The sequence below is a fragment of the Sinomonas halotolerans genome, assembly GCF_039615075.1.
GTDB lineage: Bacteria > Actinomycetota > Actinomycetes > Actinomycetales > Micrococcaceae > Sinomonas > Sinomonas halotolerans.
This window is the reverse complement of sequence record NZ_JBDFRB010000001.1, coordinates 447,247-464,672: the sequence shown is the minus strand read 5'-3', so window position 1 is coordinate 464,672 and position 17,426 is coordinate 447,247. Positions and strand designations below refer to the sequence as shown.

General features: G+C 71.2%; 15 protein-coding genes and 2 riboswitches. Of the genes, 6 read left to right on the top strand and 9 right to left on the bottom strand.

Going from position 1 to position 17,426, the window contains the following annotated elements:
- Nucleotides 1–198 precede the first annotated feature (198 nt).
- The 8 genes from ABCQ75_RS02055 to ABCQ75_RS02020 all read right to left on the bottom strand — a co-directional run bounded on the left by ABCQ75_RS02055 (nucleotide 199) and on the right by ABCQ75_RS02020 (nucleotide 10,716).
- Nucleotides 199–1,116 (bottom strand): RNase H family protein, encoded by a 918-nt coding sequence (locus ABCQ75_RS02055; RefSeq protein ID WP_345882812.1) that lies wholly within the window; start codon nucleotides 1,114–1,116, stop codon nucleotides 199–201.
- 96 nt (nucleotides 1,117–1,212) lie between these two features.
- Nucleotides 1,213–1,503 carry a WXG100 family type VII secretion target gene (locus ABCQ75_RS02050; protein WP_345882811.1) on the bottom strand — a complete coding sequence of 97 codons (291 nt, stop codon included), beginning with the start codon at nucleotides 1,501–1,503 and terminating at the stop codon, nucleotides 1,213–1,215.
- Between the two features lie 139 nt (nucleotides 1,504–1,642).
- Entirely contained in the window at nucleotides 1,643–3,247 is a 1,605-nt protein-coding gene (locus ABCQ75_RS02045) for a sensor histidine kinase (protein WP_345882810.1), read from the bottom strand.
- A gap of 2 nt (nucleotides 3,248–3,249) precedes the next feature.
- Nucleotides 3,250–3,954, bottom strand: a complete 705-nt coding sequence (locus ABCQ75_RS02040; protein WP_345882809.1) for a response regulator transcription factor — start codon at nucleotides 3,952–3,954, stop codon at nucleotides 3,250–3,252.
- A 172-nt stretch (nucleotides 3,955–4,126) separates the two neighbouring features.
- On the bottom strand, nucleotides 4,127–6,133 hold the full coding sequence (locus ABCQ75_RS02035) for an MSCRAMM family protein (RefSeq protein ID WP_345882808.1): 2,007 nt from the start codon (nucleotides 6,131–6,133) through the stop codon (nucleotides 4,127–4,129).
- Nucleotides 6,134–6,362: 229 nt separating this feature from the next.
- Nucleotides 6,363–8,000, bottom strand: a complete 1,638-nt coding sequence (locus ABCQ75_RS02030; protein ID WP_345882807.1) for a DNA repair helicase XPB — start codon at nucleotides 7,998–8,000, stop codon at nucleotides 6,363–6,365.
- Between the two features lie 12 nt (nucleotides 8,001–8,012).
- On the bottom strand, nucleotides 8,013–10,400 hold the full coding sequence (locus tag ABCQ75_RS02025) for a helicase-associated domain-containing protein (RefSeq protein ID WP_345882806.1): 2,388 nt from the start codon (nucleotides 10,398–10,400) through the stop codon (nucleotides 8,013–8,015).
- A gap of 1 nt (nucleotide 10,401) precedes the next feature.
- Entirely contained in the window at nucleotides 10,402–10,716 is a 315-nt protein-coding gene (locus ABCQ75_RS02020; RefSeq protein WP_345882804.1) for a hypothetical protein, read from the bottom strand.
- Between the two features lie 177 nt (nucleotides 10,717–10,893).
- Here ABCQ75_RS02020 and ABCQ75_RS02015 point away from each other — a divergent pair, with 177 nt between their 5' ends.
- Complete coding sequence (locus ABCQ75_RS02015) at nucleotides 10,894–11,268, top strand: cold-shock protein (protein ID WP_345882937.1); 375 nt, start codon at nucleotides 10,894–10,896, stop codon at nucleotides 11,266–11,268.
- Nucleotides 11,269–11,270: 2 nt separating this feature from the next.
- The gene (locus ABCQ75_RS02010) at nucleotides 11,271–11,819 is read left to right on the top strand and encodes a DUF3027 domain-containing protein (protein WP_345882802.1); all 549 of its coding nucleotides are present in this window, start codon (nucleotides 11,271–11,273) and stop codon (nucleotides 11,817–11,819) included.
- A gap of 95 nt (nucleotides 11,820–11,914) precedes the next feature.
- Here the strand turns inward: ABCQ75_RS02010 and serC are convergent, their stop codons facing one another.
- A complete protein-coding gene (gene serC / locus ABCQ75_RS02005) occupies nucleotides 11,915–13,054 on the bottom strand; it encodes a phosphoserine transaminase (RefSeq protein WP_345882800.1) in 1,140 nt (379 codons plus the stop codon).
- Nucleotides 13,055–13,255: 201 nt separating this feature from the next.
- Here serC and ABCQ75_RS02000 point away from each other — a divergent pair, with 201 nt between their 5' ends.
- The 4 genes from ABCQ75_RS02000 to ABCQ75_RS01985 all read left to right on the top strand — a co-directional run bounded on the left by ABCQ75_RS02000 (nucleotide 13,256) and on the right by ABCQ75_RS01985 (nucleotide 17,231).
- Complete coding sequence (locus ABCQ75_RS02000; protein ID WP_345882799.1) at nucleotides 13,256–13,951, top strand: iron-dependent transcriptional repressor DtxR; 696 nt, start codon at nucleotides 13,256–13,258, stop codon at nucleotides 13,949–13,951.
- 218 nt (nucleotides 13,952–14,169) lie between these two features.
- Nucleotides 14,170–14,374: riboswitch (cyclic di-AMP (ydaO/yuaA leader) on the top strand.
- An 8-nt stretch (nucleotides 14,375–14,382) separates the two neighbouring features.
- Nucleotides 14,383–15,192 carry a M23 family metallopeptidase gene (locus ABCQ75_RS01995; RefSeq protein WP_345882797.1) on the top strand — a complete coding sequence of 270 codons (810 nt, stop codon included), beginning with the start codon at nucleotides 14,383–14,385 and terminating at the stop codon, nucleotides 15,190–15,192.
- 298 nt (nucleotides 15,193–15,490) lie between these two features.
- Nucleotides 15,491–15,644: riboswitch (cyclic di-AMP (ydaO/yuaA leader) on the top strand.
- Between the two features lie 19 nt (nucleotides 15,645–15,663).
- Nucleotides 15,664–16,356 carry a C40 family peptidase gene (locus ABCQ75_RS01990; protein ID WP_345882796.1) on the top strand — a complete coding sequence of 231 codons (693 nt, stop codon included), beginning with the start codon at nucleotides 15,664–15,666 and terminating at the stop codon, nucleotides 16,354–16,356.
- A 101-nt stretch (nucleotides 16,357–16,457) separates the two neighbouring features.
- The gene (locus ABCQ75_RS01985; RefSeq protein ID WP_345882795.1) at nucleotides 16,458–17,231 is read left to right on the top strand and encodes an NlpC/P60 family protein; all 774 of its coding nucleotides are present in this window, start codon (nucleotides 16,458–16,460) and stop codon (nucleotides 17,229–17,231) included.
- Nucleotides 17,232–17,426: the final 195 nt, after the last annotated feature.

Sequence of the window (17,426 nt, the reverse complement as noted above, 5' to 3'; positions counted from 1 at the left end):
CCCCGGCGGGGCCGCCCGCCCGCCCCCCCCCCCCGCGCCCCCCCCCCCCCCCGCGGGGGGGCCCCCCCCCCCCGCCGTCGACTGGGAGGGCCTGTACCCGAAACGCCCTAGGGAGGGGATATGTGTACCCGAAACGCCCTAGGGCGGGGATATGTGTACCCGGAACGCGCCTGGACGTCTTTATGTGTACCCGAAACGTCAGGATTCTGCGGTGGCCTGGTGGAAGCGCAGTCGCCAGCGGCCCTCCGTGCGCTGCCAGAGCGAGCTGCGCAGCGCGGAGCGGTCCGAGGCGACCGTCCGGTAGACGATCTGGATGAGGTCGTCACCGAGCCGCGCGGTGTCCAGGACCTGGAACTCCGCGTGGAGGACCGGCTCGTCGACGAGAGCGGCAATGACCTCTCCGCGCCCCCAGAGGCGTCCCGACGCCCCGATCTCCTGGTACTCCGGATGCAGGAGGTAGGCGAGCTGCCCGAAGTCCCCGCGTACAGCCGGATCGAGGAGCTCCTGCTCGAGGGCGAGGACGGCTTCCGCCTCCTGCGCGGTCCCCGACTCGGCAGTGGCCTCGAGGTCCCAGAACAGGTCCGGCTGCTCGGGCTCGTCGCGGCGGGGGACGGGCGCGCTGGCCTCCCGGCGCGGGGCGTGGACAGGTGCGGCCCCGAAGCCCGGCCCCTCGGCGGGCTCGCGTCCGGACTGGAAGGCGAGGGCCACGGCGCGGGCGCGCTCGTCGGCGGCCTCGTTCAGCTCGTGTCCGGCATGGCCCTTGACCCACTCGAACTCGTAGGTCCTCCCAGCAAGCTCCGCGTCGATCTGCGAGAGCAGGTCGACGTTGAGCACGGGCTTGCCGTCTGCCTTCTTCCAGCCCCGCCGCTTCCAGTTCGGCATCCATTTGGTGACGCAGTTGATCACGTACTGGCTGTCGCACAGGATCCGCAGGGGCTCCTCGGGAAGGTGGGCGGTGCTCCGGAAGAGGTCCAGCACGGCCATGAGCTCGCCTTGGTTGTTGGTGCCGTGCGGCCACCCGCCAGCGTGCCAGCAGGTCTCGTCCACGTACCAGGCCCAGCCTGCGGGGCCGGGGTTTCCGAGGGCAGAGCCGTCTGCGGCGGCGGTGATCGTCATGGGTCCCATCCTGCCAGAGCACGCGTGCTCACAAGGCGTGCCCGGCCGCCCTGCGCCAGCTGCGCGCAGGGCGGCCGGGCAGCGGACGCTCAGCCCTCACCGCGCGAAGCGGCCCGCGTTCGCTGTCTCGATCTCGCCGTAGGCGGCGCCGGCGGACTGCAGGGCCGCCCCGATCTGGTTGAGCGAGGCCTCGACCTGCGCCTGGGTGCGCGCCCACTCGGCGACGAGCACCTGGAAGTTGTTCGAGGCCTGCCCCTGCCAGCTCCCGCGCAGGTTCTCGAGGCCGGCCCGCATCGTCTGGACCTCGGCCCGCACGCGCTCTCCCGTCGCCATGACCTGCTGCGCGCCGACGCCGATCGCCTCGGTGTCCACCTTCATGATCGCCATGCCACTGTGCCCTTCCGTCCGTGCCGCGGCCGGTGCCGCGCCATCACGTTCGAGCCTAGGCAGGCAGCGTGTACCCTCCCCGGCCGTGAGGGCATTCTGTGGAAAAACCGGACGAATCCGGGTGCCTGTGGAGGACAAGTCAGCCTCCGAGGCTGCGCCCCCGCCGTCCGGCGGGCTGGGCCTGGCCCCCGGTGCTTCGCCCGCTGGCACCGCGCCCGCTGGTGCCGCGACCGCCCGCCTCGCTCCCAGCGTCGTCCGCAGCCGCCTGCACGGCAGGCGACCCGGCCGGCCTCTCGGGCACGACGACGTGCGGCAGCTCGACGACGAACGTCGCACCTCCGCCGGGGGTCGCCTCGTGCCGCACGGTGCCGCCGTGGGACCCGACGATCGCCGCGACGATCGCGAGGCCGAGCCCTGTCCCGCCGGTCTCCCGGGTCCGGGAGGTGTCAGCGCGGTAGAAGCGCTCGAAGATCTTGGCGGTGTCCTCGGCGGCGATCCCCGGGCCGTGGTCGCGCAGCTCGATCACGGCGGCCTGGTGCGAGGCATGGTGCCGCGTGCCCACAGCCACTTCGAGGGGGGACCCGGCGGGAGTGTACCGGAGGGCGTTGCTGACGAGATTGCCGACCACCTGCCGCAGCCGCGCCTCGTCGCCGAGGGTCGGCGCCTTGGCGGGCAGGAGCCCCTCCTCGAGGCCTACGAGCCGCACAGTTCGCTCGGGGGCGGCGGCCTGGGCGTCCACGACCGCGTCGTTCGCGAGGGGGAGCAGGTCCAGTGGGCGCAGCTGGAGCGGCCGCTGCTCGTCGAGCCGGGCCAGGGTCAGGAGGTCCTCGACCATGGTCCCCATGCGCTTGGCCTCGCTCTCGATCCGCCCCATGGCGGTCCCGACGTCCTCGCCCGTGGTGAGGGCGCCGTGCCGGTAGAGCTCGGAGAAGCCGCGGATGGTCACGAGAGGGGTCCGGAGCTCGTGCGAGGCGTCGGAGATGAACCGCCGCATGCGGGCCTCGGACTCGGTGCGCGCCCGGAATGCCACCTCGATGTGGGAGAGCATCGCGTTGAGCGAGGCCGAGAGCCGGCCGAGCTCGGTGCCCGGCGCCTCGCTGTCCACACGCAGCGAGAGGTCGCCGGCCGCGATCGCTGCGGCGGTCTTCTCGACCCGCCGCAGCGGCCGGAAGGCGCGGGTCACCGTCCAGGTGGCGATGACGAAGACGGCACTGGCGGTGAGGGCGCCGATCCCGGCGACGATCGCGAGCAGCTTCGCCATGGCCTGCTCGACCGGCGTGAGCGGCAGCGCGATGACCATGGCCGCGAGCTCGTCGGTGTCCGTGATGCGCACGGGGATGGCGATGTAGCGCCAGTCCACCGAGCGGTCCGTCCCCTTGGCCTGCCGCACGATCTGCCGGTCCTGCAGGACGCGCGCCTCCTCCGGCGTCATCGTCTCGATGTCGGGCCGGCTCGCGGCCGGGTCGAGTCCCGGGTAGGTGCGGGGGGTTTCGCCGGGCGTGTAGAGGATGAGGTGGTACTCGGTCGGCAGGAGCGGGTTCGGGTCGGTCAGGAGCCCGATGTCCTGGTTCTTCTTCGCGAAGTCCGACGCCGTCAGGAGCTTCTCGTCGAGCTGCTCCACGAGCGTCGTGCGCAGCTGGGCGAGGGTGGCCCCGGCAGTCACGAGGATGGCCCCGGTGAGCAGGACCATCATGATGACGACCAGCTGCGTGCGCAGCGACGCGCCCTTCCAGAGGGCCAGCATGCTCAGCGCTTCTCTGCGGTCCGCAGGACGTAGCCGACCCCGCGCTTGGTCTGGATCAGGCTCGGCCCGTCCGCATCGACCTTCCTCCTCAGGTACGAGATGTAGGACTCGACGATCGAAGCGTCGCCGTTGAAGTCGTACTCCCACACGTGGTCGAGGATCTGGGACTTGGAGAGGACCCGGTTGGGGTTGAGCATGAGGTAGCGCAGCAGCTTGAACTCCGTGGGGGAGAGGTCGATCGTGGTGCCGCCGCGGCGCACCTCGTGGGCGTCGTCGTCGAGTTCGAGGTCGTCCACGCGGATCACGGCGTCGTCGTCGAGCACGGGCTGGGTGCGGCGCAGGACGGCGCGGATGCGGGCCACCACCTCGTCGAGGCTGAAGGGCTTGGTGACGTAGTCGTCGCCGCCCACGGTGAGCCCTTGGACCTTGTCCTCGGTCTCGTCCTTGGCGGTGAGGAAGAGGACGGGGACGTGCCGGCCGGCCGCGCGCAGCTTGCGGGTGACCGTGAAGCCGTCCATGTCCGGGAGCATGACGTCCAGGACCACGAGGTCCGGCGCCTGCTCCTGCGCCGCGGTGAGGGCGTCGCGGCCGTTGCCTGCGGCGATGACCTCGAACCCGGCGAAGCGCAGGGAGGTCGAGAGCAGTTCGCGGATGTTCGGCTCGTCGTCGACGACGAGGAGACGGGCCTCGGGTGCTGGCTTCTTCACCCTCCTATGGTGGGGCCCCTGTCTGGGAATCGTCTGGACGCGAGCTGTGAGGCGGAGCCCGTGTCCCGGTGCTGGGTGGGCGGCGGTTCTATGCGGCAGCTGGCCCTGGCGCAGGGGAGGCCCCGCCGGAGCAGGGCCTCCTGGAGTGTCAGTGAGGGTCAGAGCTGGCCTGTCACTGGGGGATGTTCACATTGCCCGGATGGTTGCCCTTGCCCTTCGGGCTGTAGGACGCGCCGCCCAGACCGCAGAGGTCTGCGGAGGTGAACCCGGTCGGAGCGGTGGCGAGCGACGTCTTGTTCTGGCCGTCGATCGTCACGGTGCTCGGGTAGAGCGAGTTGTCCGCGTTCTTGCACACGAGGACGATGATCTTGAACTCGCGCGGGTTGGTGAAGGTCAGCGACACCGTGCCTCCCGCGCCGACCGTGGCCTGCTGGTCAGCGGCGGTCGAGTGGCCGGCGGGCGTCGTCGTCTCCACGACCCAGTAGGTACCGGGTACGACATTCGTGAAGGAGCAGGTTCCTGCAGCGCTCGTCGTGCAGGTCACGCCCGTCGAGGTGTCCTCTGCGCCACGCGTTCCGCCGACAGGAGTGGCGTCCGTGTAGAGCGTGAAGACCGCCCCGGCGAGAGGAACAGCCGGATCGTCGTCGTCGACCTTGAGCACGTCGATCTTGCCACGCTGCCGGTTGGTGAACGTGCAGGTGACGTTCTCGCCCGGCTCGAGGTTGAACGTCGCTGTCCGTGCGGTCACGCTGCCCACGCTGTTCGCGTCATTGCAGACCACGTTGGTCAGGTCGAAGGTCGGCGTCGGGTCGTTCTCGGTCCAGACGTACTGTCCGGGCGAGAGGCTCGACCGGGTGAACGACTGCCCGTCCTTGAGCGTCCCCGTGTCCCCGCCTGGGCCCGTGAAGCCGAAGGAGGCCGTTGTATTCGGGGTGGGGTTGGTGACCTTCGCGACAGTCAGACTCGCTTGGGCAGTGTTGGTGTAGGTACACGTCACTGCGCCTTGTGCGACCAGGTTGACTGTTACCTGGTCACCGGTGACCGTCCACGTGCTGGCCGGTTTGCCGGAATCGTTCGCGCAGGTCAACGAGGTGAACTGCCAGCCCGTCGGCATGCTCGTCTCGTCGAACGAGTAGGCCCCGGCGAAGAGGTCCGCGAAGGTGCGGTTCGCCGTGTTGCCCACAGTGGTGAGCGAGAACGTGTTGCCCGTCAGGCCGAGGTTGGCGCTCGTCCCGTAGCCGAATGTCCCGTTGCCGCCGACGGTGTTCTTGACGATCTTGATAGAACCGCACTTGTTGAAGTTCACCGAGATCGGGGCGACGAAGTCCTTGAGGGCTGCGGTGAACGAGTCCGACGAACGGCTCTTGAGGTACGCCTGGCCGATGCTCGCGCACACGCCTGCGGGGATGATGCCCGAATCGGTGAGGTTGATCGCGGCCTCGCCGAACGTCAGCGGGTCCAGGTCGCGGGGGTTGCTCGGCGGAATCGGATCGGTGACGGTCTGCTCGTTGATCGACGCTTCGACGATTCCCGCCCCCGTGAGAGCGATCGACTTGCCCCAGCAGGGGAACGAGTTGTTCTTCTCGCAGGCCGTACTGGCGGAGGTCGCGCCGCTGGGCAGCTTGGGGGAGTCGAGGGACGTCAGCCAGAACGAGTAGGAGATGTCCGGGTGGGTTCCGCCCTTGGAGAGGTCGTACTTCACCAGGATGTCGCCGTCCGTCCTGACGGGCGTGACATTGTTGGCGGACTTCTGCGTGGACTGGTTCAGCTCGAAGTCCATGTTGGTGGTGCCAGTGGGCGCCTGGACGCGCTCCCACGCGAGGTAGGCATAGTCCTTGCCGTTGGCCTCGGTGACGATCTTCGCGTAGAACCGCGTGAGGTCGCTCTTGTTGGGCGGGATCGATCCTTGGTCGAGAACCGGGACGGGCGTGTCCTCGCTCGTGCCCTGCGTGAAGGAGTCGTCGGTCTGGCCAGTGGGCTGGTCCAGCCCGCAGTACGTCGGGACCGTACAGTCGACGCCTGCGTTGGCCCAGTCGGGTGCGCCGTCGACTATCAGATTGCCATCAGAGGCATCGATGGTTCCGCCGGCCAGTGTGGCCTGTGCGGATGTTGCCCCTGCCATGACGAGAGCGGCCACGGCGAGACAGGCACCCCAGCGGGTGCGATGGTTGATTTTCATGGAGTGCTGCTTTCGCATGTGACGCGAATCCAAAGTCAGCACGGCCCCCAGCGTCCGGCGACGGTCCGCCGAAGCGGAACGAGCGCTAACCCAGCACCCAGAGTCTAGGAGCGGAGGCGGCAAATTTCCATAACGCGCGCTATAAAAATTCGACCCGAGTTGGAGGCCCCGCCCGGGCCCACCCGTCCGGGTGAGGTCGGGTCCTGCGTCCCGCTGACGCCCGGACGCGTCAGGTGAGGTCTGCGGCGTCGAGAATCCGGTACGCGTACCCCTGCTCGGCGAGGAACCGCTGGCGCTTCGCGGCGAAGTCCTGGTCCAGCGTGTCCCGGGCCACGAGTGCGTAGAACCGCGCGGCGCGCCCGTCCGCCTTGGGCCGCAGGAGCCGCCCGAGCCGCTGCGCCTCCTCCTGCCGCGAGCCGAACGAGCCCGAGACCTGGATGGCGACGGACGCCTCCGGCAGGTCGATCGAGAAGTTCGCGACCTTCGAGACCACGAGCCGCTTCTCCTCGCCGGCCCGGAAGGCATCGAAGAGCCGCTGCCGCTCCTTGACGCTCGTCGAGCCCATGATCACCGGCGCGCCGATGCGCTCGCCGATCTCGGTGAGCTGGTCGAGGTACTGCCCGATCACGAGCAGCTGCTCGTCCGCGTGCCGCTCCACGAGCCGCTCGACCACCGCGGTCTTCGTCTCGCTCGCCGCGCACAGGCGGTACTTGTCCGCCTCGTCCGCCATTGCGTAGGCCATGCGCTCGTCCCGCGGCAGGTCCACCCGGACCTCGACGCAGTCCGCGGGCGCGATGTAGCCCTGCGACTCGATGTCCTTCCACGGCGCGTCGTAGCGCTTGGGCCCGATGAGCGAGAACACCTCGCCCTCGCGCCCGTCCTCGCGCACGAGGGTCGCGGTGAGGCCCAGCCTGCGCCGGGCCTGCAGGTCGGCAGTCATGCGGAAGATCGGCGCGGGCAGGAGGTGCACCTCGTCGTACACGATGAGCCCCCAGTCGTTCCGGTCCAGGAGCTCGAGGTGCGGGTACAGCCCGCCCCGCTTGGACGTGAGCACCTGGTACGTGGCGATCGTGACGGGCCGGACCTCCTTGACCGAGCCCGAGTACTCGCCGATCTCGTCCTCCGTCAGGGTCGTGCGCCGCAGGAGCTCATCCCGCCACTGCCGGGCGGAGACGGTGTTCGTGACGAGGATGAGCGTGGTCGTGGAGGACTGGGCCATGGCGGCGGCCCCGACGAGCGTCTTCCCTGCGCCGCAGGGGAGCACGACGACGCCGCTGCCGCCGGCCCAGAAGTTCTCCGCCGCCACCCGCTGGTACGGGCGGAGGGACCAGCCCTGCTCCTCGAGCGCGATGGGATGCGGCGTGCCGTCCACGTAGCCGGCGAGGTCCTCGGCCGGCCAGCCGATCTTCAGCAGCGCCTGCTTGAGGGCGCCGCGCTGCGAGGCATGGACCACCGTGGTCTGCGGATCGATCCGCGGGCCGAGCATCGGCGCGATCTTGCGGGCCCGGTGCACCTCCTCGAGCACGGGGAAGTCCTCCGAGCGCAGCACGAGCCCGTGCACGGGGTCCTTCTCGAGCCGCAGGCGACCGTACCGGGACATGGTCTCCTCGACGTCGATGAGGAGCGAGTGCGGGACCGGGAAGCGCGAATGCCGCAGGAGCGCGTCGAGGACCTTCTCGGCGTCGAGCCCGGCAGCGCGCGCGTTCCACAGACCGAGCGGCGTGAGCCGGTAGGTGTGCACGTGCTCGGGGGCGCGCTCGAGCTCGGCGAACGCGGCGATCTCGTGGCGCGCCTCGTCGGCATCGGGGTGGTCGACCTCGAGAAGGATGGTCTTGTCGCTCTGGACGATCAGGGGGCCGTCGCCCATGTGCCCCTCCCGTCAGGCAAGCTCGACGTCGATGATCCGGTGCACGCTGAGCACCCGTTCGGTCTCGCGCTCCGGGTCGAACACGCGCACGCGCCCCGCCGAGATGGAGACGGGCCGCAGCTCCTCGACACTCGAGTTGCCCAGCGCATCGACGATGTTCAAGCGTACAGCCCGCTTGAGCCGGATGGCCTTCTGCAGGGTCTCGATCCCCATGAGCGGCGCGGCCTCGTCCACCGCACTGCCCAAGGGGGACTGGGTGCGCAGGACGGCGAGCTGCGCCTCGACCGATTCCGCATCCGGCAGGGCGTTCCGCGGCTCGGGCGGGACGAGGCCGCGCGTGCCGCTCCGGCGGCGGAGCCGGATCACCGGGTCCAGCGAGGCGTCCACGGCGGGGGAGTGCCCGAGCTCGCGCAGCACCGCCGCGACCTCGGCGGGTGACGCGTTGCTCACGAGGACTGTCGGAGCGATCTGGGTCAGCCCGAGCTGCCGGGACGCGGGGTCGGCGAGGATCCCCGCGATGGCGGTCTCGTCGTCGGCCGTCACGAAGCTGCCCGCACGGCCCACCCGGATGCGGCCGTGGCGGGCCGCCGTGTCGTCCACGAGGTAGGCGAGGGGCTGGGGGACGGGAGTCGAGGAGCTCTCGGCGAGGAAGGCGTGGATCGATGCGGCGTCCTCGCCCGCGTCGAGCGCGCGCCGCAGGCTCGCGGGCGAGAACCGGTAGACCGTGGCGGGGCCGCGGCCCTCAGGGTCGGCCAGGAGCGCGAGCCGCCGCGCGAGGGCCGGGTCCAGGTAGCCCGGCGCCACCGCCGTGAGGTCCGCCTGCAGGAGGACCTTGTCCACTGCGGGCGGAAGGTGCTCGGCGAGCCGCCGCTGCGCGCCCTCGAAGTCGTCGGCGAGGACCATGGCCCCGATCCGCGTGAGCGCGCCGGAGCCCGTGAACCCGAGCATCGCGGCCTCGGTGAGCACGCCCTCGAGCAGGCCCCGCAGTCGCCGGCAGAGCCGGGGCTGGAGCCAGTCGATGCGGCGGCGGATGGCCTCGGCGTCCGCCACGGCGCACTTGCCCTCCGGCTGCCCGGCCTCGTCCGCGAGCAGGCCTGCCACCTCGAGGACGCGGCGGCGCACGGCGGGGGCGTCCGGCCGCTGGCCCTCCCCGGAGAGGGCCGCGAGCTGGTCGCTGCCCTCGGAGGCCATCGCGAGGTACGGCACCCGGACTGTGTCGAGCCATGCCGTGGCGAGCAGGAGCCACTGCTCGGGCCGGGAGAGCGCGAGCCAGTCCTCGCCGCCCGTGGCGCGCCACGAGGACGTGTCCGGGTCCAGCGAGAGCACGCCGGCCTCCGCCGCGAGCTCGAGCGCGAACACCGTCTGGTCCGGCTCGGCGCGCAGCGCCGCCGTGAGCCGGCGCAGCTCCCTGGTCCCCACGCCGCCGGCCCGCAGCGTCTCGACGGGCCGCTCGGCGGCCTCGACCGCGAGGGCGCTCACGAGCCGGAGGATGTCCGCCACGGCCCCGAGCGCCGCGTTCGCGCTGAGCGCCGAACTCGTGGCCGTGGTCCCGGCCGCCGGGGGAGCGAGGGTGAGCTCGGGCACGATCCGGCCTCCGCGCAGGGCGAGGCCCACCGCGCGCGGGAGTTCCACGTGCTCGTCGTCGAGCGGGACCAGGAGGCCGTGGGAGAGGAGCCAGTCAACAGGGTTGTCCGTCTTGCGGCCGGGATGGACGCGCGCCACGGCGTGGGGAACCGCTCCGACCGGCCAGTGTGCGAACTTCGCGAGCATCTCGCGCGTGCGGGGCGGTGCGCCGTCGAGCGCCTCCGGGAGGCACGCCCAGCGTTCGAGGGCGTACGCGGCGGCGATGTGGTGCTCCACCGGCTGCTGCTGGACCGCGGCGGTGATCGCGTTGGCTATGGCTGCGGCCCGCTCCGCGAAGACGGGGGACGCCGCCGCGAGCTCGGTGTACGTGCGGCCCAGCCCGGCCGGGTAGCTCCCGAGGGCCTCGCGCACCCGGGCCACCGGGAGGTAGTAGCGGCGCCTGCTGCCCGAGGCGGAGTGGATGGTGTCCGGCGGGTCGGTCCGGTACACGAGCGCGAGCTGGGACAGGGTCCCGAGCAGCGCCTCGAGGTTGCCCAGGGTGGCGCCGCCGACGGCGTGGCGCAGCTCCACGCTGCTGCCGCTGCGGCCTTCGTCCTCGTTGGTCGTGAGGACGAGGGCCTCGAGCACCTGCAGCTCGGGTTTCGAGAGGGCCTCGAGCGCGCGCTGGAGGCTCGCCCTCGCGCAGGCCCGCGCCGCGAGCGCGGCGAAGTCCGGAACGCTCGGCATGATGAGGTCGGGGCGCGCCGCGAACAGGCGGCGCAGGGCGTCATTGCCCCGGGCGGAGAGCTCCTCGGCGAGCGCGCGGATCGACGACATCTCAGCCGCGCCTCCTCTCGAAGACCGCTGCCGCGATCGCCGCAGCCATGAGGACGAAGGCGAGGGGAAGGCCCCAGAGGGCGAGGACGGTGACCCATGGCGGGGCCGTCCAGCCCGCGGCCGCGAGCCCGAGGACTGCCCCCCAGGCCGCGAGCGAGACCGCCGCAAGGGCCGCCCCGCCAACGGTGGCCGCGCGCCGCCAGGCGTGCGCACCCTCGCGTCCGACCGCTTCTGCGCGGCCCGGCCCTGTGCCGTCCGGCCGCTGCGCGCGGCCCGGCTGCTCTGCGGATCCCTGCTGGGGAAGGGAAGGCACCATGGCTACAACCTAACAGCGTGCGGGACCGCTGGCCCGCACCATGCCGTCATGCATGGTGCAAGCCAGTAACCTAGAAGGACTACAGCAAGCTCGCGCACGCCCGCCGCGGGCCGTCCCCTGCCCCGGGACCGCCCGACTGCAGTGAGCGCATATTCCTCACAGATGGGGGTTGTGTCAGTGCCCACTGGCAAGGTCAAGTTCTTCGACAAGGCGAAAGGCTTCGGCTTCATCGCTGGCGACGACGGGCAGGAAGTGTTCCTGCCCGGCTCGGCCGTGCCCGCGGACGCCGAGGTCAGGACCGGCATGCGGCTCGAGTACGGGGTGGCGGACGGCCGCCGCGGCCCCCAGGCCCTGAGCGTCCGGGTCCTGGACCGGCTCCCGTCCGTGGCGCGGGCCAAGCGGGTGCCCGCCCGTGAGCTCGCCCCGATCGTGCAGGACCTCGTGAGCGTCCTCGACAACCTCTCCGGCCAGCTGGCCAAGGGGACCTACCCGGAGAAGGGCGCGGCCATCGCAGCAGCCCTCCGCCGGGTGGCCGACCAGCTCGAAGCGTAGCCATGCCCTCCGTCAAGACCACCTCGGCCAAGACCACATCGGCGCAGCGGAACCCTGCGGCCTCCGGGCCGCGGGGGATCCCGCTGACGGACGCCGGCATCCCCGCGTGGCGCGTCGGCCGTCCGGACGCCTACCTCGCCTCGGCGGTCGACGCCGCGCGCGAGGCCCTTGCGCCCATTGCGCGTCCGGCCGACGTCGGAGAGCACGTGGCCGCCAAGAGCGAGGGCGAGCGCACCGTCACCCACCTCTTCGAGTCCCGGCTGGGCGGCTACCGCGGGTGGCTCTGGTTCGTGGCCCTCGCCCGGACCTCCCGCTCGAAGGACGTGACCGTGAGCGAGATCGGCCTCCTGCCCGGCGAGGACGCCCTCCTCGCACCCGAATGGGTCCCGTGGTCCGAGCGCGTGCGCCCCGAGGACACGGCGCAGGAGGCTGAGAACGAGCCGGCCCGGGCGGCGTCGGACGAGCCGGTCGACGCACCCGGGTCCGATGCCGTCCCCGAGGCCGATGCCGCCCCCGGCGCCGGTGAGCCAGAGCAGGGCGAGGCCGAATAGGCCAGGCACGACGGAGCCGACCAGGCCAGACGACGACGGCGGGCCCACCTCCTCGAGGTGGGCCCGCCGTCGTCGTGTTCTGCAGTGAGCGTGGATCAGCCCCTGAGCTGGCCCACGACCCAGTCGATGCTCTCGGTCAGCTTGGTGACGTCTTCCGGCTCGATCGCGACGAACGTGGCGATGCGCAGCTGGTTGCGGCCGAGCTTGCGGTAAGGCTCGGTGTCCACCACGCCGTTGGCGCGCAGGACCTTGGCGACCCGGGCGGCGTCGACGGAGTCGTCGAAGTCCACGGTGACGATCACGTTCGAACGGTCCGCGGGCTCGGCAACGAACGGGGTGGCGTAGTCGGAGGACTCGGCCCACGCGTAGACCCGGCCGGCCGAGTCGGCCGTGCGGGCCGCCGCCCACTCGAGGCCGCCCGAGGCGTTGAGCCACTCGACCTGGGCGTTCAGCCCCACGAGTGTCGTGAGGCTCGGGGTGTTGTACGTCTGGTTGAGCTTCGAGTTGTCGATCGCGGTCTTGAGGTCGAGGAAGTCCGGGATCCAGCGGCCGGAGGCCTTGATCTCCTCAGCCCTCTCGAGCGCGGCGGGGGAGAACAGCGCGAGCCACAGCCCGCCGTCGGACGCGAAGTTCTTCTGGGGGGCGAAGTAGTAGACGTCGCTCTCGGCAACGTCGACCGCGAGGCCGCCCGCGGCGCTCGTCGCGTCGATGACCACGAGCGATCCCTCGTCCGCGCCCGCGACGCGCTGGACGGGGGCGGCGACGCCGGTCGAGGTCTCGTTCTGGGGCCACGCGTACACGTCGACCCCGGCCTCCGCCACCGGCTGCGGCCGCGTGCCCGGCTGTGCCGTGAGGATTGAGGACGCCTCGAGGAAGGGTGCCTTGTCGGTGGCCTTGGCGAACTTCGAACCGAACTCCCCGAAGGAGAGGTGCTGCGCCTTCGAGCGGACGAGCCCGAACGAGGCGATGTCCCAGAAGGCGGTCGAGCCGCCGACGCCGAGGATCACCTCGTAGCCCTCGGGGGCGTTGAAGAACTCCATGAGGCCCTCGCGGACGCTGCCCACGAGGTTCTTGACGGGCGCCTGGCGGTGCGACGTGCCGAGCAGGCTGCTGCCCGCAGCCGCGATGGCGTCCACCTGGGCCTGACGGACCTTGGAGGGGCCGGCGCCGAACCGGCCGTCGGCGGGCAGGAGCCCGGCGGGGATCTGGAGCTGGACGGTTTCTGTGGCGCCCACGGGCGAAGCCTCCTGACGTTCGGGACCCTCGCGGAACGCGCGGGCTCAGCACGCCATCAGTCTGCCGCACGCCGTTGGACGGCGGCGAATCCGCGAGTGAGCATGACATCACGGCTAATCTGAGCAGCTCAAAATAAGCTAGACTGGCTGTGCGTCCGCCGGCCGCGCCGACCCCTCGCACCCAGGAGCATGAAGCCTCGCATGTCCGACCTCATCGACACCACCGAGATGTACCTGCGCACCATCCTCGAGCTCGAGGAGGAGGGGATCGTGCCGCTGCGTGCCCGCATCGCCGAGCGGCTCCGCCACTCGGGCCCCACGGTGTCGCAGACAGTGGGCCGCATGGAGCGTGACGGCCTCGTGGTCGTCTCGGGCGACCGCCATCTCGAGCTCACCGAGACCGGCCGCAGGCGCGCGGTCGAGGTCATGCGCAAGCACCGTCTGGCCGAGCGCCTCCTCTCGGATGTGATCGGCCTCGACTGGGCATATGTCCATGACGAGGCGTGCCGCTGGGAGCACGTCATGAGCGAGCGGGTCGAGCGGCGCCTCTACGAGCTCCTCGGCCGGCCGACCGAATCCCCGTACGGCAATCCGATCCCCGGACTCGAGGCGCTCGGCGGCGCGGCGGCGGAAGGCTTCGGCGAGGGCGTGATGAGCCTCGTGGAGGCGATGGAGGGCTACGCGCCCGGCTCCCGTGTGGTGGTGTGCCGGCTCGCGGAGCCGATCCAGGTGGACCCCGAGCTCCTCGTGCAGCTCGAGGAGGGCGGGATCCGGCCTGGGGCGAAGGTCGCCCTCGAGCGCGTCGGGGACTACATCGCCGTGCGCACTCCTACCGTGGACGGGGCGCTGGAGCTGCCCCTCGAGGTGGCTGCGCACGTCTTCGTATCGCTCGGCTGATCCCACCCGCCCGCACGAGGCGGTCGGGGCCGAACAGATCCGAACATAAGGGGTCGGAATCTCCATTCTCTGGAGGAATAGGGGACGGGCTCCCGGATGTGAGCCTTGTCTCACTAAACATCACGAAAGTGTTACGCCACCTCGTTCTTCCCCTATGATGGTGAGCGCACGCCGAGACATCGACGTGACCTCGCTCCGCCCGCCGAGCTCTGCCAGCGGATCGAGATGCACCACCAAGGCAGAGGCGGGGGAACCACCGTTGGCGGCCCAGGCCGCCTTGGGGTGAAGCCGCAGCATGCTCGGAAGCCCTTGCACCGCCCCCTGTGGGCACCCGCGTGCCGAAGGGCCTCCGGCAGCTGGGCCGAGTCGGACTCTCTGGCTCGAACCCGACAGCTAACTTCGCAGGCGATCGAAACCAGAGAGGGAATCGCTTGACCCAGCAAGCTGTCAGCGGCCGCCGCCGCGCTGAGACTGCATCTGCCTCGGAATCGGGCCTCAGGCCGCGCGACGCCGCACGCCGAGGGCGCCGCGCAGCCGCCCGCCCCGGGGCTGTCCGCCAGTTCGCCGAGATCGCCTCGGCCGCCGGCGTCGGCCAGAAGGCCGGCATGGCACTGGCCGCCACGGGCCTCGTGCTGACAGCCACCATCCCGACCACGGCCGGAGCCGACGCCGTCGATGCCGGGCTCGCAACCGCCGCGGAGACTGCTCCGCAGCCCCAGGTCACCGCCTCCGGCGAAGCCGTTGTCGCCTTCTCCCGGACTTCTGTGGGCACGCAGATCGACCCGGACGGCCGCCTCCAGCACCTCCTGAGCGTCCAGTCCGCCGGCGGCCTCACTCCCGCCCAGGCCAAGAGCAGCCTCGGGGATCCCCTCGACTCGATGGTCGCCAGTTCGGCATTCGGCTACCGCGTGAGCCCGCTGAGCGGCTGGGCGGGCGAGTTCCACCGGGGCCAGGACTTCGTTGCCCAGTGCGGCACGGCCGTCAAGGCCGCAGCAGGCGGCACTGTGACCTTCGCCGGATGGCATCCCTATGGCGGCGGCATGCGCGTCGTGGTGGACCACGGGAACGGGCTCGAGACCACCTACAACCACCTTTCCGCGTTCTCTGTCGCGGTCGGCGACCGAGTCGAGCGCGGCGCGATCGTCGCGCTTGCAGGCACAACAGGTGCATCCACCGGCTGCCACCTCCACTTCGAGGTCATGGTCAACGGAGAGGTCGTCGACCCCAACGGCTGGCTCTGATCCCCACCAGATCGTCCTCGCCAGCCGGGCCTAGCCGATGCGGGCCGTTCTCCCCGCTCCGCCGTCCACGTGCTCCCACCACCATCGGTCCTACCCATGCCCCAGCCCGGCAAAACCTGCCGCGCAGAACTGGGTGCGGAAACGGGTGCTGGGAAACCGGCGTGTCCCTTTCGTGACGACACGATCACGGCCCGTGATCCGAATGTGACATTTGCGTTGTCGTCCGGTAAGGTCGTTTCTGTTCCGGCTCCCACCAAGTCGGAACATCTGGGATGAATGCCTAGCTCTGCCACGTCCCAGAGTCCGTTCGCACACTTCGTCTGGCAGGGGCGGGGGAACCACTTGCGGCCCTTCCGGGGGCCTTGGGGTCAAGCAGCCCGGCGCGAGCCGGGAGGCCGGATACTTCCAATCCGAACCCGACAGCTCACCTCGTAGGCACTGGGAGAGGCTACTTCTGTGTCGTCACGCACCATGACTGCGCGCCACCGCGCCGTTCCGGTCCGCACCAGCCCGTTCGAGGCTGTCACGCAGGCCGTGAACGACAACGCAGGCACCCTCGGCCGTCAGGCTGCCGTCATCGCGGCTGCCTCGGGCCTGATCATCTCTGCCGGGCTTCCCGCTCAGGCCGCTGAGTCCCAGCGCGAGGCATCTGCCCTCTCGGACGTGGCCAGCGCCGCCGCGCCCACGGTTGTCGCCCCGCAGGAGGCGAAGGTCGACTTCGAGCGCCCTGCCGTCGCCTCGGTCGCCGCGCCCGTCGTCGAGACCGTCGAGGAGCCCGAGCCCACGCTTGCGGCGCAGTCGTCGGACGTCGCCGTCATCGACGCCTCGAGCGCTGCCGGCTCGACCCTCGCCGCGATCGCCTACACGGGCATCGGAAGCCCGTACGTCTGGGGCGGCAACAGCCCGGCCGGCTGGGACTGCTCCGGCTTCACCCAGTGGGTCTACGCCCAGGCCGGAATCAGCATCCCGCGCGTCCAGGCCTGGTCCATCATGACGCCGACCGCGACGCCGGCCCCCGGCGACCTCGTGGTCCAGAACGGCGGGGCCCACGTCGGCATCTACGTCGGCAACGGGATGATGGTCAGCGCCCTCAACCCCTCGCAGGGAACCCTCCTCCACGCGGTCAACGCGACCGGCTCCTCGGTGTTCTACACCCTTTCCTGAGACCAACCGCTTCGGGTCCTGCGGTCCCCCTGAACGCCGCAGCGCCCCGCCCTGTGCCGCGCCACCCCCTGCGGCCCGGGGGACACGAAAGAGAGAACCACATGACCACTCGTGCAGGCATCGCCCGCCATCGCGCCGAGGCCCCGTCCTCGCTCTCCGTCATCGCCAAGGCCGTTTCGGACAACGCCGGCGGCGTGGGCCGCCAGGCTGCCGTCATCGCCGCCGCGGGAGGCCTCGTCCTCACCAGCGGCGTCGCCGCCAACGCCGCCGAGGCGCCCGTCCAGCGGGAGGCTTCGGCGCCGGTCGCCCTCGAGACGACGCAGGCCGTCCAGGCCGCCGTCTCGGCCGAGGCCACCGCGGACCTCACGTTCGAGCGCCCGGTCGTCGAGTCCGTCGCCGCGCCCGTGATCGAGGAGCCCGCCCCGGTCGTCGAGGAGGCCGCACCCGTGGAGGCCGCACCGGTCGAGGCTGCCGCCGAGACGACGCTCGCCGTCGCCTCCTCGGCTCCGGTCGAGCCCGTGGCACCCGCCCCGGCTGTCAAGAGCGGCATGGGCGCGTCGATCGCGGCCGCCGCCTACGCCCAGCTCGGCGTGGCCCAGGACTGCACCATGCTGGTCACGAACTCGCTCGCGGCCGTCGGCATCAACTACCACGGCTGGCCCGCCGGCTACCTCTCGCTCGGCCGCACGGTGAGCGCCGCGGAGGCCCAGCCCGGCGACCTCGCGTACTACGAGGACGGCGGCATGGGTCTGGCCCACATCGCTGTCTACGTCGGCAACGGCCAGGCCGTCCACGGCGGCTGGAACGGCGGCACCACCTCCCTGTTCTCGGTCAACGTGGGCTCCGGCCCCGTGTTCATCCGCGTGGGCGGCTGAACCCGCTGACACCAGACCCGGCTCCGGCAGCGAACGGCCCGGCCAGGCTCAGAACGCCCCCTCCCGTCTGGGAGGGGGCGTTCTGCGTCTGGCGCTGTCCGGAGGCGGCGCTTCCACGGGCGGCGCTTCCCAAGGGCGGCAATTCCCAAGGCGGAGGCTTCCGGGAGCCGGTCCGGATGGGGTTCCGGGGGAGGT